General features: G+C 69.7%; 14 protein-coding genes. 8 read left to right on the top strand and 6 right to left on the bottom strand.

All coding sequences use genetic code 11. The features are described from left to right. Positions 1-10: 10 nt before the first annotated feature. The 4 genes from DNK52_RS14260 to DNK52_RS14245 all read right to left on the bottom strand — a co-directional run bounded on the left by DNK52_RS14260 (position 11) and on the right by DNK52_RS14245 (position 2,683). A complete protein-coding gene (locus tag DNK52_RS14260) occupies positions 11-313 on the bottom strand; it encodes a winged helix-turn-helix domain-containing protein (RefSeq protein ID WP_110241711.1) in 303 nt (100 codons plus the stop codon). An 83-nt stretch (positions 314-396) separates the two neighbouring features. Beyond that, a complete protein-coding gene (locus tag DNK52_RS14255; RefSeq protein ID WP_110241710.1) occupies positions 397-1,368 on the bottom strand; it encodes an adenylate/guanylate cyclase domain-containing protein in 972 nt (323 codons plus the stop codon). Continuing rightward, a complete protein-coding gene (locus tag DNK52_RS14250) occupies positions 1,358-1,882 on the bottom strand; it encodes a PH domain-containing protein (RefSeq protein ID WP_110241709.1) in 525 nt (174 codons plus the stop codon). The genes DNK52_RS14255 and DNK52_RS14250 overlap by 11 nt, the downstream gene beginning before the upstream one ends. Before the next feature lie 12 nt (positions 1,883-1,894). Next, positions 1,895-2,683, bottom strand: a complete 789-nt coding sequence (locus DNK52_RS14245; protein WP_110241708.1) for a biotin--[acetyl-CoA-carboxylase] ligase — start codon at positions 2,681-2,683, stop codon at positions 1,895-1,897. A 113-nt stretch (positions 2,684-2,796) separates the two neighbouring features. On the opposite strand from DNK52_RS14245, the gene DNK52_RS14240 reads away from it, so the two are divergent. From DNK52_RS14240 to DNK52_RS14225, 4 genes are read left to right on the top strand one after another with little or no spacing between them, the layout of a single operon-like run. Continuing rightward, a complete protein-coding gene (locus DNK52_RS14240; protein WP_239455647.1) occupies positions 2,797-4,404 on the top strand; it encodes an acyl-CoA carboxylase subunit beta in 1,608 nt (535 codons plus the stop codon). Continuing rightward, on the top strand, positions 4,401-4,685 hold the full coding sequence (locus DNK52_RS14235; RefSeq protein ID WP_204163562.1) for an acyl-CoA carboxylase subunit epsilon: 285 nt from the start codon (positions 4,401-4,403) through the stop codon (positions 4,683-4,685). The genes DNK52_RS14240 and DNK52_RS14235 overlap by 4 nt, the downstream gene beginning before the upstream one ends. Before the next feature lie 37 nt (positions 4,686-4,722). Then, positions 4,723-6,405, top strand: coding sequence for a DUF885 domain-containing protein (locus DNK52_RS14230; RefSeq protein ID WP_110241706.1), 1,683 nt, complete (start codon positions 4,723-4,725; stop codon positions 6,403-6,405). Continuing rightward, positions 6,402-7,025 carry a Maf family protein gene (locus DNK52_RS14225; RefSeq protein WP_110241705.1) on the top strand — a complete coding sequence of 208 codons (624 nt, stop codon included), beginning with the start codon at positions 6,402-6,404 and terminating at the stop codon, positions 7,023-7,025. The genes DNK52_RS14230 and DNK52_RS14225 overlap by 4 nt, the downstream gene beginning before the upstream one ends. A gap of 8 nt (positions 7,026-7,033) precedes the next feature. Here DNK52_RS14225 and DNK52_RS14220 read toward each other — a convergent pair whose 3' ends face one another. Continuing rightward, the gene (locus DNK52_RS14220; protein WP_110241704.1) at positions 7,034-7,516 is read right to left on the bottom strand and encodes a GtrA family protein; all 483 of its coding nucleotides are present in this window, start codon (positions 7,514-7,516) and stop codon (positions 7,034-7,036) included. A 27-nt stretch (positions 7,517-7,543) separates the two neighbouring features. After that, positions 7,544-8,761 (bottom strand): acyl-CoA dehydrogenase family protein, encoded by a 1,218-nt coding sequence (locus DNK52_RS14215; protein ID WP_110241703.1) that lies wholly within the window; start codon positions 8,759-8,761, stop codon positions 7,544-7,546. A 141-nt stretch (positions 8,762-8,902) separates the two neighbouring features. Between DNK52_RS14215 and DNK52_RS14210 the strand changes: the two genes are divergently transcribed. The 4 genes from DNK52_RS14210 to DNK52_RS14195 all read left to right on the top strand — a co-directional run bounded on the left by DNK52_RS14210 (position 8,903) and on the right by DNK52_RS14195 (position 15,418). Next, entirely contained in the window at positions 8,903-9,904 is a 1,002-nt protein-coding gene (locus DNK52_RS14210) for an iron ABC transporter substrate-binding protein (protein WP_110241702.1), read from the top strand. A 14-nt stretch (positions 9,905-9,918) separates the two neighbouring features. Further along, a complete protein-coding gene (locus DNK52_RS14205) occupies positions 9,919-11,421 on the top strand; it encodes an ABC transporter permease (protein ID WP_204163561.1) in 1,503 nt (500 codons plus the stop codon). Then, complete coding sequence (locus DNK52_RS14200) at positions 11,418-12,476, top strand: ABC transporter ATP-binding protein (protein WP_110241700.1); 1,059 nt, start codon at positions 11,418-11,420, stop codon at positions 12,474-12,476. Before DNK52_RS14205 ends, DNK52_RS14200 begins: the two co-directional genes overlap by 4 nt. A gap of 119 nt (positions 12,477-12,595) precedes the next feature. Beyond that, positions 12,596-15,418, top strand: coding sequence for an AMP-binding protein (locus DNK52_RS14195; protein WP_110241699.1), 2,823 nt, complete (start codon positions 12,596-12,598; stop codon positions 15,416-15,418). Positions 15,419-15,429: the final 11 nt, after the last annotated feature.

The following is a 15,429-nucleotide window of genomic DNA, read 5'->3' as shown; positions in this document are numbered from 1 at the left end:
GGGGAGAACCCTAGCCGCCCACCTCGAAGCGCAGTCCGCGGCCACGGATGGTGGTGATCAGCGACGGGTTGCGAGAGTCGTCGCCGAGCTTGCGGCGCACCCAACCCAGGTGCACGTCGATGGTCTTCGACGACGTGTAGAAGGTGGCCCCCCACACCCGGCGCATGAGGTCGTCGCGGCTGACGATCTCACCGGGGCAGCTGATGAGGGCGTGCAACAGGTCGAACTCCATGCGGGAGAGTTGCACCTCGACGTCGTCCCGCCAGACCCTGCGGGCCACCGGGTCGAGCGAGACATCCTGGACCGTTATCACGCGCTGACGGTAAGCAACAGAAGGCCCTCGGCGCGGCGGAACGCCGCAACCGGAGCTTCTGGTCCAGACCGCAGTCCGGGGCGTCAGCGGCGGCTGACGGCCAGTGGCTCCACGATCCCGAAGCCCCGCACCGGCCGGCCGGGCAGCCGTCGGGTGATGAAGTTGTCGGGCAACAGAGCCGACGTGGCGGCGTCGACGATGATCCGGTTGCGCCGCGCGACTGCAGTCAGGCGGGCAGCCATGTTGACCGGCGGGCCGAAGACGTCGCCCATGCGGGTGACCACGGACCCCGAGGCGATCCCCACGCGCACGTCGGGCATCCGCGGGTCCCGGCCGATGACCCGGATGATCCCCTCACCGATCTCGATCGCAGCCAACGCAGTCGGTGCCACGAAGAGCACGGAGTCCCCGATCGACTTGATCACGCGGCCGCCGATCGTCGAGACCACGTCGTGGCAGCGCGCCTCGAAGACCTCCACCAGGTCACCGATTCCCGTGTCGTCGAGGGTGTTGCTGAGCGCCGTGAACTCCACGATGTCGGCGAAGCCCACGCTCACGTGCGTCGTGTGGAGGTCCTCCTCCTTGGCGCCGAGAGCCTCCATCCGGGAGACGGAGGCCGCGAGGTGTCGGCGCCAGGCATAGGTGAGCAGGTGCTCGAAGGTCGGATTGATCTCCCCCAGCATGCGGTTGGCCGTCGCCGTCCGCGAGCCACCCTCGTCGGCGGCGAGCTCCTCGACCCGGTTGACCAGGATCGCGACCTCCCAGTCGGCGAGCTTGGACATCGTCTGGCCCAGGGCCCGGGTCATCGCCACCGACATGTCGAAGTCGAGGGTCCCGGAGTCCACCGTCGAGAAGATCTGGAGCACTGCGTCGACGTCAGCGCGGGTGTAGACGGCGTCCACGTCGACCTCGGGGAAGCCGAGGGCTCGCCAGAGTCGACGGATCTGTTCGATCGTGACCCCGGCCTCAGAGGCCACGTCGAGCGCCGTCAGCTCGGGGACACCCAGGATCGCGCTGGCCAACTCCTCCCGCCCGAGGCTGGGCTCAGGTGCCATCGTCGTTCCGACCGTGCTGCGAGAGCTGGTGCAACTCCTCGGCGACCAGGAGTTGCACGTGCTCGACGCGCGGGATGTCGTTCAACTCGACCCTGCCCTCGGCGCTGGCGTCCGAGACGACCAGGGTGCCGCACCGGAAGATCCGGTCGACCACGCCCATCTCGAAGTCCACGCCGCTGATCCGGTTCAGCGGGATCGTGCGCCCTTCCTTCGAGATGAACCCCGACCGCTTGATGAAGCGCCGGTTGGTGAAGGTGTAGGTCGTGGTCAGCCAGGCCACGAAGGGGATCAGGACGTACCTGACCAGCACCAGGACCGAGACCACGCCGCAGACCACGCCGATGCCGGTGGCGAGCCCGTCGTTGCTGAGCCCGGTGGCCCACATCCCGATGAAGGTGAGCAGAAGGCCACCGATCACCAGGACCAGCAGGGGCACGGCGAGCGCCTTCGGGTGCGTACGCGTGGAGACGACCACGCGCTCGCCCTCGTTCAGCAGCTTGGCAGGAAACGACATGGCCCGATCATGTCACTCGGCGGCACGCACGTGCACGACATCTCCCGCGTGAGCGGTGAAGGTGCCGTCGCCGGTGCTGAGCACCAGCGCGCCGTACTGGTCGAGGTCGAGGACCTCTCCGCGCACGGTCTCGCCCCCCGGGAGATGCACGTCGACCGTACGTCCGACCGTCGCGCAGACGTCCGTGTATGCCGCGCGCAACACCTCGGGCTGGTCGAGCAGAGGCAGCAGCGCCCTGAAGGACCCCAGCACCTGGGCGAGCAGGGGGTTGCGGTCGAAGGTCTCCTCGAGTTCGATCCGCAGTGAGGTCGCGATCTCGGTGGGGAGTTCGTCCCGGGTCTGGTTGACGTTGAGTCCGATGCCGATCACCGCGGCCGGCCCCAGGTCGGTCTCCACGCGCTCGACCAGAATGCCCGCGAGCTTGTGCTCACCGACCATCACGTCGTTGGGCCACTTCAGGGTGACCTCGGGGACCCGGTCCGCCAACGCCGCCTGGAGGGCGTAACCGGTCAGCAGCGGGATCCACGTCCACGACGCGGGCGCCACGTCGGGGCGCAGCAGGATCGAGAAGGTGAGGGAGGCACCTCGCGGCGCTTCCCAGACACGGTCGAGACGCCCCCGGCCGGCAGTCTGGTGCTCGGTGACGATCACCAGTCCTTCGGGCTCTCCGGCCTTGGCGCGGGCCACCACGAGAGCATTCGTCGAAGTGGTCTCGTCCACCACCTCGACGCGGAGCGGACGAGGCAGCGAGACGAAGTGCTCTGGATCGAGGGCTGGGCGAGGTACGGCGTCGTCGGACATGGGGACTAGATTGGCCCACGTCGAGCAAGAAGGCACGCCCGACCCACAGCATGGCTTCGGAGAACTTCATCGAGGCCGGCACGCCCAGACAGCACAGCCGAGGAGACCAACCGGTGAGCGCCGAGACCACTGAAACGCCCGAGTACGACATCCACACCACCGCGGGCAAGCTTGCGGACCTCGACCGCCGCATCGACGAGGCCGTCCACGCGGGCTCTGCGAAGGCTGTCGAGAAGCAGCACGCCAAGGGCCGGCTGACGGCACGTGAGCGTGTCGAGCTCCTCTTCGACGAGGGCTCCTTCGTGGAGATCGACGAGCTGGCCCGCCACCGCTCCACCGCGTTCGGCCTGGAGAAGAACCGCCCCTACGGTGACGGCGTCGTGACCGGCTACGGCACGGTCAACGGCCGTCAGGTCTGTGCCTTCTCCCAGGACTTCACCGTCTTCGGCGGCTCGCTCGGCGAGGTCTACGGCGAGAAGATCACCAAGATCATGGATCTCGCGATCAAGACCGGAGCTCCGCTGGTCGGCATCAACGAGGGCGCTGGCGCCCGCATCCAGGAGGGTGTCGTCTCCCTGGGTCTGTACGGCGAGATCTTCAAGCGCAACGTGCACGCCTCGGGAGTCATCCCGCAGATCTCGATGATCATGGGCAACTGCGCCGGTGGCCACGTCTACTCCCCCGCCGTCACCGACTTCACCGTGATGGTCGACAAGACCTCGGCGATGTTCATCACCGGCCCCGACGTGATCAAGACCGTCACCGGCGAGGACGTCTCGATGGAGGAGTTGGGTGGTGCGCGCACGCACAACACCAAGTCCGGCAACGCGCACTACATGGCCTCCGACGAGGAGGACGCCATCGAGTACGTGAAGGCCCTGCTGAGCTACCTCCCGCAGAACAACCTCGACGAGCTGCCGCGCTACGACGAGGTCGCCGACCTGGAGATCTCCGACAGCGACCGCGCTCTCGACACGATCATCCCGGACTCCCCGAACCAGCCGTACGACATGCACGACGTCATCAAGTCCGTCGTCGACGACGAAGACTTCCTCGAGGTCCAGGAGCTCTTCGCCCCCAACATCATCGTGGGCTTCGGTCGCGTCGAGGGCAGCCCCGTCGGGGTCGTCGCCAACCAGCCGATGCAGTTCGCCGGCACCCTGGACATCGACGCCTCCGAGAAGGCAGCTCGCTTCGTCCGCTTCTGCGACGCCTTCAACATCCCGGTCCTCACCTTCGTCGACGTCCCCGGCTTCCTGCCCGGCACCGACCAGGAGTGGAACGGCATCATCCGCCGCGGCGCCAAGCTGATCTACGCCTACGCCGAGGCCACCGTGCCGCTGATCACCACCATCACCCGCAAGGCGTACGGCGGCGCGTACGACGTGATGGGCTCCAAGCACCTCGGGGCCGACATGAACATCGCGTGGCCCACCGCACAGATCGCCGTGATGGGCGCCCAGGGTGCGGCCAACATCGTCCACCGTCGCACGCTCGCGGAGGTCGAGGCCGCCGGTGGCGACGTCGAGGCCAAGCGCGCCGAGTTGATCGACGAGTACGAGACCACGCTGGCCAACCCGTACATCGCTGCCGAGCGTGGCTACGTCGACGCCGTGATCCCGCCGCACGAGACCCGCTCGGAGATCGTGCGTGCGCTGCGTCTGCTGCGCTCCAAGCGCGAGACGCTGCCGGCCAAGAAGCACGGGAACATCCCGCTGTGAGCGAGCCGGTCAAGGACGCAGCCGGGGACGGAGTCGTGGACACCTCTTCAGCGGCCGACGCCCCTGCGGCGCCGGTCCTGCGGGTCGTCAACCCCGACGCCACGCCGGAGGAGATCGCTGCCCTCGTGGCGATCTTCTCCGCGCTCGGCGGCGGGGAGGGGCAAGCGCCCCGTCAGCCGCGTCCCGAGTGGTCCTCTCCGGAGCGTTCGGCCCGTCGCACCGCCAACGCGTCCCCGGTGCACGGTCTGGGTGGGTGGCGCTCCAGCGGCCTCCCCCGCTGAGTCCGGCCACCCCCGGCACGACGACTAGGCTCCTCGGGTGACCCAGGACCGCATCGTCGACGCCCGCTCCGACCAGTACGTCGCTGACCACGCGGCGTTGGACCCGATCGCTGCCACCTACTTCGGCATCGAGGGCCACGACCACGAACTGCCCGACCTCTCTCCCGACGGCTTCGCGGCCCGGGAGGAGCTGGCGACCAGCGCACTCGCGGACGTCCGCGCAGCGACCCCGGTCGATGCCCGCGAGGCGGTGGCCCGCGAGGCGTTCCTGGAACGTCTGGGCCTGCAGCAGAAGTTGGTCGAGGCGGGTCACTCCCGCAACGAGTTGTCGGTCATCGTCAGCGCCCTCCACGAGGTCCGTCAGGTCTTCGACCTCATGGAGACCGAGGGTGAGGATGCCTGGGAGAAGATCGCTGCGCGTCTCGACGCCGTGCCGGCCGCGTTGGACGGCTACCGGGTGACCCTGGCCGACGAGGCGTCCAAGGGTCACGTCGTGGCTGCGCGTCAGTACACCGAGGTCGCGGCCCAGATCGAACGATGGACAGGTCAGGTCGGAGGTGGGGGCGACTTCTTCGCCGGGCTGGTCGCCCGCAGCGAGATCGAAGGTCCTCTGCGAGCCCGCCTCGAAGCCGGGGCCCGGGGCGCGAGTCGCGCGTTCGGCAACTTCGGGCTCTTCCTGGACGACGAGATGGCTCCCCGCGGACGCCACAACGAGGCGGTGGGTCGCGAGCACTACGCACTCGCCTCGCAGGTCTTCCTGGGCGCAGAGATCGACCTCGACGAGACGTACGCGTGGGGGTGGGCCGAGCTGAAGCGGATCAGCGACGACATGGCCGTGACCGCCGGTCGAATCGTGCCCGGTGCCTCCCTGGCCGAGGCCGTGGCTGCCCTCGATGCCGACCCGGCACGCCGGATCCAGGGTCGGGAAGCCTTCCGCGACTGGATGCAGGAGCTGGCCGACCGCACGGTCGCCGAGCTCGTCGACGTGCACTTCGACATCCCGGAGCCGGTCCGTCGCATCGAGTGCCGTCTGGCTCCCACCAACGACGGAGGCATCTACTACACCGGCCCCTCCGAGGACTTCACCCGACCGGGCCGGATGTGGTGGTCGGTGCCGGACGGGATCGACGAGTTCTCCCCGTGGCGCGAGGTGACCACGGTCTTCCACGAGGGGGTGCCGGGCCACCACCTGCAGATCGGCCAGAGCGCCTACCGCGCCGACCAGCTCAACCGCTGGCAGCGGACCATGTGCTGGGTCTCCGGCCACGGCGAGGGCTGGGCCCTGTACGCCGAGCGGCTGATGGACGACCTCGGGTACCTGTCCGACCCGGCCGACCGACTCGGGATGCTCGACGCCCAGGCGCTGCGCGCGGCCCGGGTGGTCGTGGACATCGGCATGCACCTGGAGCTCGAGATCCCCGCCGACAACCCGTTCGGCTTCCACCCCGGCGAGCGGTGGACTCCCGCGCTGGGGCTGGAGTTCATGCGCCAGCACTCCCAGATGGACGACCCGACCCTGGTCTTCGAGGTCAACCGCTATCTGGGGTGGCCGGGTCAGGCTCCGTCGTACAAGGTGGGCGAGCGGATCTGGCTCGAGGCCCGCGACGAGGCCCGCGTGCGCGCCGGTGATGGCTTCGACCTCAAGGAGTTCCACCGCCGGGCCCTCGACCTCGGTTCGCTCGGGCTCGACCCGCTGCGCGCGGCACTGAGGGCGCTGTGAGCACTCGGCCTGTCCCTCTCGTGCTGGCGTCGGCCTCTCCTGCCCGCCTCGCCACCCTGCGCGCCGCGGGCGTCGAACCCGTGGTGATCGTCTCGGGCGTGGACGAGGACCAGCTCGACGACCTCGCTCCGGCTCCCCTCGCCGAGGCCCTCGCGGTGCTGAAGTGTGAGGCGGTACGCAACCTCCCCGAGGTGCCGGAGGGCGCCCTGGTGCTGGGGTGCGACTCGGTCCTGGAGCTCGACGGCGCGGCGCTCGGCAAGCCGGGGACGGCCCGGGTGGCCACCGAGCGTTGGCGTCAACTGCGCGGCCGCTCCGCAGTGCTCCACACCGGTCATGCGCTGGCCCACTCGACGAGCGGGGAGTTGGTGCGAGCCACCGGGAGCACGACGGTGCACTTCGCCGACGTCAGCGACGAGGAGATCGACGCGTACGTCGCCACCGGGGAGCCCCTCTGGGTCGCCGGCGCGTTCACCCTCGACGGCTTCGCCGGCGCGTTCATCTCGGGCATCGAGGGCGACCCGCACAACGTGATCGGCGTCAGTCTCCCGCTCGTACGCCTGATGGCTGCCGACCTGGGGGTCGGCTGGACCGACCTGTGGAACAGGCCCACCGACGCCTGATCACTCGGTCAGTGGGTCCCGGCAGGCTCGGTCCCGAGGTCGTGGACCACCCTGGCCCGCGGGAAGAGGTACTGGCGGAAGAGCGCGAACCGCACGGCGGTGCCGACTCCGAGGCCGAGCACGTTGGCAGCGATGTTGTCCGAGTACGGGTCGTTCAGGCCCAACACGTTGCGGCTCACCCAGAGGAAGCCCATCGGGATCAGCATGGTGACCAGGTTGATCGCGAGGAAGGCGATCCGGCCTCCGTCAGCGTGCCGGACGCCGCGGCTGCGAAACGCCCAGTCGCGGGTCCCCCGGAAACTGATCAGCATGCCGATCAGGTTGGCGGTGACGTACGCCAGCTGAGGATCGTCGTTCATCAGCGGCTCGGAGTCGACACCGAAGCCGTGCACGAGCCCGTTGAAGACGACGAAGGCCACCACCGTCGCCACGGCTCCCACTGTCAGGAACCGGCTCACCTCACCGGCGAACCGACGCCCCACTTTGCGCATGGGGTCAAGCCTAACTGCGGTCGTTGCTCACTCAACCGGCAGGCCGAGGCCCCGCGCGATCAGCATCCGCTGGACCTCCGAGGTGCCCTCACCGATCTCGAGGATCTTGGCGTCACGGTAGAAGCGAGCCACGGGGTACTCCTCCATGAAGCCATAGCCGCCGAAGACCTGGGTGGCGATCCGGGTCGCGGTGACCGCGGACTCCGAGGTGTACAACTTGGCGACCGAGGCTGCCTGCTTGAACTCCGCGACCTGCCCGGCCGACAACGTCCCACCGGCGCCCACGACCGCATCCATCCGGTCCTTGAGCGCGGCTGCGCGGTAGGTCAGCAGGCGTGAGGCGTCGAGCATGACCTGCAGGTCAGCGATCTGGAAGGCGACGCCCTGCTTGCGACCGATCGGTCCGCCGAAGGTCTGGCGCTCCCCGGCGTAGGTCACGCTCATGTCGAGGCAGGCCTGGATGCAGCCGACCGCGAGGGCGGAGATCGCCACCCGACCGTCGTCCAGGGTGGCCAGGAACTGCGCGTACCCCCGCCCCCGTACGCCGAGCAGGTTGGCCTCCGGGACGCGGGCGTCCACGAAGGTCAGCGGGTGGGTGTCGGAGGAGTGCCAGCCGAGCTTGTCGTAGCCCTTCTCGGCGACGAAACCGGGAGTGCCCGACGGCAGCATGATGGTGGAGAGCTCCGGACGACCGTCGCCACGATCCCCTGTGCGAGCGGTGACGGTGACGACGCTGGTGATCGCCGAGCCGGAGTTGGTGATGAACTGCTTGGACCCGTTGACGACCCACTCACCGCCGTCGAGCACGGCCCTCGTACGCGTGGCTCCCGCGTCCGAGCCTGCGCCCGGCTCGGTCAGCCCGAAGCCAGCGAGCTTCTGTCCTTCCACCAGGTCGGGGAGCCAGGTCTGCTTCTGCTCCTCGGTCCCGAAGGTGAGGATCGGGTTGATCCCCAGACCCACGGCAGCCTCCAGCGTGATGCCCATCGCCTGGTCGACGCGGCCGATCTCCTCGATGGCCAGGCAGAGGCTGGTGAAGCCACCGTCCTCGCCGGCGAGACCGGACCCGCCGAACTCCTCGGGAGCGGTCAGACCCATCAGGCCCAGGCTGCCCATCTTCTGCACGACGTCGGTCGGGAAGTGGTGGTCGCGGTCCCACTGCGCGGCGTGCGGCGCGATCTCGGCCTCGGCGAAGTCGCGGACGGTGCGGCGGAACTCTTCGTGCTCACGGGACAACTCGTACGTCATGTGGGGAGCGTACTCCTCATGGTTAGCGTTTGTTAACCCGTTGACCGGAACCCGCACCGTCCACTCTCGGCCACCCGCGAGGACAGCGCCCGCAATGGCGTTATCTTTAGGCGAGCCTTACCTACCACCTGAGGATCTTCGATGCGCACCAGACTTCCCATCTCTCTCGCAGCCCTCGCGCTGGCGGCCAGCACCCTCACCGCCTGCAGCAGCGAACCCGACCTGGTGATCTACAACGCCCAGCACGAGGAGCTGATGGAGGAGATCGTCCCGCTCTTCGAGGAGGAGACCGGTCTCGACGTCGAGCTCCGCCACGGCAAGGACCTCGAACTCGCCAACCAGTTGGTCGCCGAGGGGGACCAGTCGCCCGCCGACGTCTTCCTCACCGAGAACTCACCCGCCATGAGCATCGTCGACAACGCAGACCTCTTCACGCAGGTCTCCGAGGAGGCCCGGGCCCCGATCCCTGACGGCTACGTCCCGAGCTCAGGCAACTGGACCGGCTTCATCGCCCGCTCCACGGTGGCGATGTACAACACCGATCAGCTGGACGAGACGGACATGCCCGAGTCGATCCTCGACTTCGCGAAGCCCGAGTGGAAGGACCGGATCTCCTTCTCCCCCACCGGCGCCGACTTCCAGGCCATCGTCAGCGCAGTGCTCGAGCTCGAGGGCGAGGAGGCGACCCGCGACTGGCTCGCTGGTCTGAGTGAGAACGGCATCGAGCTGCAGAACAACCTCGTCGTGCTCAAGTCGGTCAACTCCGGTGAGGTCGAGGCCGGCATCGCCTACCACTACTACTGGTACCGGGACCAGGCCGAGGCCGGCGAGAACTCCGACACCTCCGCCCTCCACTTCTTCGGCGACCAGGACCCGGGCGCCTTCCTCAGCGTCTCGGGCGCCGGCGTGCTCGCCTCCAGCGACAAGCAGGACGACGCCCAGCGCTTCATCGAGTTCCTCACCGGGGTCGAGGGGCAGCAGGCCATGGCCGAGTCCTACGCCCTGGAGTACCCGCTCAACCCCGAGGCGTCGCTGCCCGACGCGGTGAAGCCCTTCGACGAGCTGGAGCCCCCCACCGTCGACGTCGCCTCCCTCAACGGTCCGAAGGTCGTCGAGCTGATGACGGAGGCCGGACTCCTCTGAGCACACCACGCTGGTTGTCGGTCGCCCGGGTCGCCGGGCTCGTCGTCGCGGCCCTCACCCTGGTCCCTCTCGGGTACGTCGTGGCCTCGGCGATCTCCACGGGCCCCGTCGAGGCGTACCACTTGTTGGTGCGCCCGCGGATCGGGGAGCTCCTGTGGAACACCGTGAGCCTCGCCGTGGCCACCATGGCCACGACCGCCGTACTGGGCGTCGCCCTGGGCTTTCTCGTCGTACGCACCGACGTGGTGGGGTCGCGGTGGGTGCACGCCCTGCTGGTGGCGCCCCTGGCGGTGCCGGCCTTCGTCAACAGCTACGCGTGGATCTCACTCAACTCCTCGGTGGTCGGGTTCTGGGGCAGCTGGCTGGTCATCAGCCTCTCCTACTACCCCTTGGTCTACCTCCCGGTCGTGGCGAGCCTGCGCGGGCTCGACCCCGCCCTGGAGGAGACGGCATGGGCGCTGGGCCACTCGCGCACCCGCTCCTTCTTCAGCACCGTGCTGCCCCAGCTGCGTCCGGCCCTTCTCGGCGGCACCCTGCTGGTGGGCCTGCACCTCCTCGCCGAGTTCGGGGCCCTGCAACTACTGCGCTTCCCCACCTTCACGACCGCGATCTACGACCAGTACGGCTCGACGTACAACGGCTCGGCCGCGCCGATGATGGCAGGCGTACTGGTCCTGCTGTGCCTCGCGCTGCTGCTCGGCGAGTTGCGACTGCGTGGGCGGCGTCGTTTCGCGCGCCTCGGCGCGGGGGTGGCGCGTCAGTTCGAGCCGGTACGCCTGGGGGCGCTGCGCTGGCCCACGACCCTGGCCGTGGTCGGGTTGATCGCGCTCGCGGTCGGCGTGCCGACCTACTCGCTGCTGCACTGGCTCCGGGTCGGCTCCTCGACCGAGTTCCCGCTCGACGAGATCGGAGCCGCCGCCGGCTCGACGGTGGCACTGGCCGCAGCGGGAGCCGTCGCGGCGACCCTCTGCGCACTCCCCGTCGCCTGGTTGGCGGTGCGGATCCGCGGCCCCTGGGCAACCGTCGTCGAACGCAGCACCTACCTGGCCAACGCGCTCCCCGGGATCGTCGTCGGTCTGGCCCTGGTCACGGTCTCGCTGCGGGTCGTGCCTGCGACCTACCAGACCGCCGGCCTGCTGGTCGCGGCGTACGTCATCCTCTTCCTGCCCCGCGCCACCGTCTCGGTCCGCGCGGGGCTCGAGCAGGCTCCGGTGGTCCTTGACGACGTGGCAGCCACCTTGGGGCAGAGCCGCACGGCCGTGCTGCGACGGGTGACGCTCCCCCTCATCGCCCCGAGCCTGGGGGCCGGTGCCGCCCTGGTCTTCCTGGCGGTGGCCACCGAGCTCACCGCCACGCTGATGCTGTCGCCGATCGGCACCAGCACGCTGGCCACCGAGTTCTGGTCGGCCTCCTCCGACGTACGCTACGGAGCCGCGGCGCCGTACGCCCTGCTGCTGGTGTTGATCTCGATCCCGGCCACGTGGTTGTTGATCCGTGAGAGGAGGCTCGAACCATGAGCACGTTGCACCTGCGCGGACTGTCGAAGTCCTTCGGCACGGTGGAGGCAGTCAAGGACGTCACCCTGACCGTCCCCGGCGGATCGCTGACCGCCGTGCTGGGCCCCTCGGGATGCGGCAAGACGACCCTGCTGCGCCTGATCGCGGGGTTCCTGCGTCCGGACGCCGGCGAGATCGCCTTCGAGGAACGTGTCGTCGCAGGCCAGGGGCAGTGGGTCACTCCCCAGCACCGCAAGGTGGGTTACCTGCCCCAGGAGGGGGCTCTCTTCCCGCACCTGGACGTGGCCGCGAACGTCGGCTTCGGCCTCTCCCGCGAGGAGCGGACCCCGGCCCGGATCGCCGAGCTCCTCGACCTGGTCGAACTCCCCCACGCAATGGCCTCACGCCAGCCGCACGAACTCTCGGGGGGCCAGCAGCAGCGCGTCTCGCTGGCCCGGGCGATGGCGCCCCAACCCCATCTCATCCTGCTCGACGAGCCCTTCTCGGCCCTCGACACCGCACTGCGCGAGAGCACGGGTCGCGCCGTGGTCAGAGCCCTGCGCGCCGCCGGAGCAACCGCACTGCTGATCACCCATGACCAGAACGAAGCGATGAGCCTGGCCGACCAGGTCGCCACCATGCGGGCCGGACGGCTGGTCCAGGCGGCCACTCCGCACGAGACCTACACGCACCCCGTCGATGCCGAGGTGGCGCAGTTCGTGGGTGGCGCCAACATCCTGCTGGGCACTGCCGGCCAGGGCGTCGTCGAGTGCTCCCTGGGCACACTCCCGACCGATGGGCCCGCAACCGGCCCGGTCCAGGTGGTGATCCGGCCTGAGCAGATCGAACTCCTCCCCCTCGACGCGGCCACCGGCCCCGACTCCGTCCGGGCCAGCGTGCTGGAGGTCAGCTACTACGGCCACGACGCCTCCGTACGCCTGTCCTACGCGTCACGCGGAGCCGACCCGGTCACTTCGGGTGAACTGGTGGTCAGGGTCAACGGGACCGACGTCCCGCGGGCCGGCGACCAGGTCGGGGTGCGTCTGCGCGGCCCAGTTCTGACACTCCAGTCCTGACACTCCAGTCCTGACACTCCAGTCCTGACGCTCCAGTGCTGACGCTCCAGTCCTGACGCTCCCGGTGTGAGCAACGGACACGTTAGTGAGGTAAGGCTGGCCTCAATTACCCTGTTCCCATGGACGTGCACCCCCCGGGACGAGTGCTGCGTCTGGGCCAGCACGGCGACGCGGTCGCGCTCCTCGGCCCGGACGGGCAGCGACTCACCCATGCCGAGCTCGCCGCCCTGACGACGGCTCGCGCCGACTCCTGGGGTCCCGAACGCCGACTGGTGCTGGTCGAGGGAGGCAATCGACTGGACGCCCTGGTGGCCCACCTGGCTGCCCTCGAGCACGGTCACGTCTCGTTGCTCGTCCCGCCACGTGACGGCGACACCGGGAGAGATCGGTCCCCCCATCCGATCGCGGCCGCGTACCGACCGGACATCGAGTGCACCGCCGACGGCGACGTCGTGCACCGGGCCACCTCGGCGCACACACTCCATCCCGACCTGGCGCTGCTGTCCAGCACGTCCGGATCCACCGGATCGCCCAAGCTCGTGCGCCTCAGCGCCCGCAACGTGACGGCCAACGCCGAGTCCATCGCCGACTACCTCGCGCTGGGGGCGGGCAGCCGTGCCCTCACCAGCCTCCCTCTGCACTACTGCTACGGCCTCTCGGTCGTCCACAGCCACCTGCTCGCGGGGGGCTCGCTCGTGCTCACCGAGGCGAGCGTCGTCGACGACGAGTTCTGGCAGGCGGCCCGCACCCACAGCGCGACCTCGTTCGCCGGCGTCCCCTACACCTTCGACCTGCTGGCCGCCGCCTGCTTCGACGAGCGCCGTCCCGATTCCCTGCGCCAGATCACCCAGGCAGGCGGGCGGATGGCACCCGAGCGGGTCCGGGAATGGGCCGGACGAGGCGCCGAGCAGGGCTGGGACCTGGTGGTGATGTACGGGCAGACCGAGGCCACCGCACGGATGGCCTACCTGCCCCCGCACCTGGCCGGCAGCCACCCGCACGCGATCGGGCAGGCGGTCCCGGGTGGGCACCTGCGCGTGGAGCCCGTCCCGGAGAGCGACCAACCGGGGGTGGGTGAGCTCGTCTACACCGGACCCAACGTCATGATGGGGTACGCCGAGCGGCCCGAGGACCTGGGCCGGGGGGCGGAGGTCACCGACCTCCGCACCGGTGACCTGGGCCGGGAGCGCGACGGCCTGTTCGAGGTCGTCGGCCGCCGCAGTGGCTTCGCCAAGATCTTCGGCCTGCGCCTGGACCTGGGGGTGATCGAGGCAGAGCTGGCCGCCCGCGGCACACCCGCCGAGCTCACCTGGACCGAGGACCACCTGCACGCGTTCCTCACCGTTGGATCCGCGGCCCACAGCGACGTGGCCGCTGCGTCACGCGAAGTGGCCCGGAGCGTGACCGCCACCGTGTCGCAGACCTGTCAGCTGCCCGCGCGCAAGGTCCGGGTGCACGTCCTGGCGGCACTTCCCCGCACCCTCAACGGCAAGGTCGATCGCCAGGCACTCGACCGGCTCGCCGCCCTCGACGAGTCGCAGGCGTCGTCCCCGCTGGGTCATTCGCCCGCCGCGCCGGCCGCCCCCGGCGACGGAGCCCGTTCCGAGATGACGCTGCAGGAGTGGGTCGTCGCGACCGCGGGCTGGGTCCTGGGTCGCGACGATGCGCGCAGCTCCGACTCCTTCGTGGCGCTGGGCGGCGACTCGCTGTCCTACGTCGAGCTGACGGTGCAACTCGAGGACCGACTGGGCCAGTTGCCCGCGCACTGGCACACCCTCACCTTCGCCGACCTCGCGGCCGCCGCCACAACCCCCGACGCTCCTCACGACGAGGTGCGACCCTCAGGCCCCTCGACGGGCGGGGAGCTGCGGCCCACCCAGCGGCTCGCACACCTGGACACCACGATCGTGCTGCGTGCCCTGGCCATCGTCGCCATCGTCGCCAGCCACGTCGACCGAGTCAGCTGGGAAGGAGGGGCGCACCTGCTGCTGGCCCTGGCGGGCTACAACTTCGCGCGCTTCCAACTCGCGACGCCCGCTCGCCTCACCCGGGTCCGCCATGCCTTGACGACCGTGGCTCAGCTCCTCGTCCCGGCCGTCGTCTGGGTGGGCGTTGTCGCCCTCTGGCCCGGGGGCTACGACGCCACCACGGCCCTGCTGCTCAACGGTCTGCTCGGCGCCGAGACGTGGGACGTGCGCTGGCAGCTGTGGTTCCTGGAGGCGCTGGCCTGGATCATGCTCACCGTGACCGCCCTGCTCGCCCTGCCGGCGGCGCACCGGTGGGAACGCCGGTCTCCCTTCGGCTTCGCGCTGGCAGTGCTGACCGTCGCCGCACTCGTACGCTTCGCGGTCGTCGGCGTCGAGGCCGGCAACGTGGAGAAGTACACGACCGGCGTCGTGGCCTTCTTCTTCGTCCTGGGGTGGGTGGCCGCGCGCGCGACGACGCTCGGGCAGCGCCTGTTGGTGACCGCACTGACCGCGGTCCTGACCGTCGGCTTCTTCGGCGACCCGGCCCGCGAGGGGGTGATCGTGGTGGGCGTCGCCCTGGTGGTGTGGGCACCGCGGATCCCGGTCCCACGACGGGCCGCCCCGGTCCTCGTACGCATCAGCGGGACGCTGGCGACGTACTCGCTGTTCGTCTACCTCACCCACTGGCAGGTCTACCCGCCGCTCGAGGACGCCGGCCACCCGTGGCTGGCGCTCCTCGCCTCCTTCGGTGTCGGGATCGCGTACGGCCTCGTGATGCGCCCCGTCCAGCGGTGGCTCGTCGCTCGCCTGACCCCTCGCCGGGAGAACGAGCCGCCACGGAGGCACCTGACCGGACCCGTGTCCGAGCTGTCAGGGGCGGCGGGCGCCCAGTCCCCGAACCCTCGTCATCACGCCCCCGCCAAGCGCCATACAATCGACAACTGGCGTGCGCGACGCATGCCCCCAGAAAGGTAGTCGAGGAGAGT

This window comes from Nocardioides gilvus (assembly GCF_003194605.1).
Lineage (GTDB): Bacteria > Actinomycetota > Actinomycetes > Propionibacteriales > Nocardioidaceae > Nocardioides > Nocardioides gilvus.
Note: the sequence above shows the minus strand (reverse complement) of the source record. Positions and strands in the feature narration are given on the sequence as shown.

Excerpts from the sequence above, each read along its gene's own strand:
- DNK52_RS14195 (WP_110241699.1), top strand. The coding sequence starts at position 12,596 with ATGGACGTGCACCCCCCGGGACGAGTGCTGCGTCTGGGCCAGCACGGC.
- DNK52_RS14220 (WP_110241704.1), bottom strand. The coding sequence starts at position 7,516 with ATGCGCAAAGTGGGGCGTCGGTTCGCCGGTGAGGTGAGCCGGTTCCTG.
- DNK52_RS14255 (WP_110241710.1), bottom strand. The coding sequence starts at position 1,368 with ATGGCACCTGAGCCCAGCCTCGGGCGGGAGGAGTTGGCCAGCGCGATC.
- DNK52_RS14210 (WP_110241702.1), top strand. The coding sequence starts at position 8,903 with ATGCGCACCAGACTTCCCATCTCTCTCGCAGCCCTCGCGCTGGCGGCC.
- DNK52_RS14250 (WP_110241709.1), bottom strand. The coding sequence starts at position 1,882 with ATGTCGTTTCCTGCCAAGCTGCTGAACGAGGGCGAGCGCGTGGTCGTC.
- DNK52_RS14215 (WP_110241703.1), bottom strand. The coding sequence starts at position 8,761 with ATGACGTACGAGTTGTCCCGTGAGCACGAAGAGTTCCGCCGCACCGTC.
- DNK52_RS14245 (WP_110241708.1), bottom strand. The coding sequence starts at position 2,683 with ATGTCCGACGACGCCGTACCTCGCCCAGCCCTCGATCCAGAGCACTTC.
- DNK52_RS14200 (WP_110241700.1), top strand. The coding sequence starts at position 11,418 with ATGAGCACGTTGCACCTGCGCGGACTGTCGAAGTCCTTCGGCACGGTG.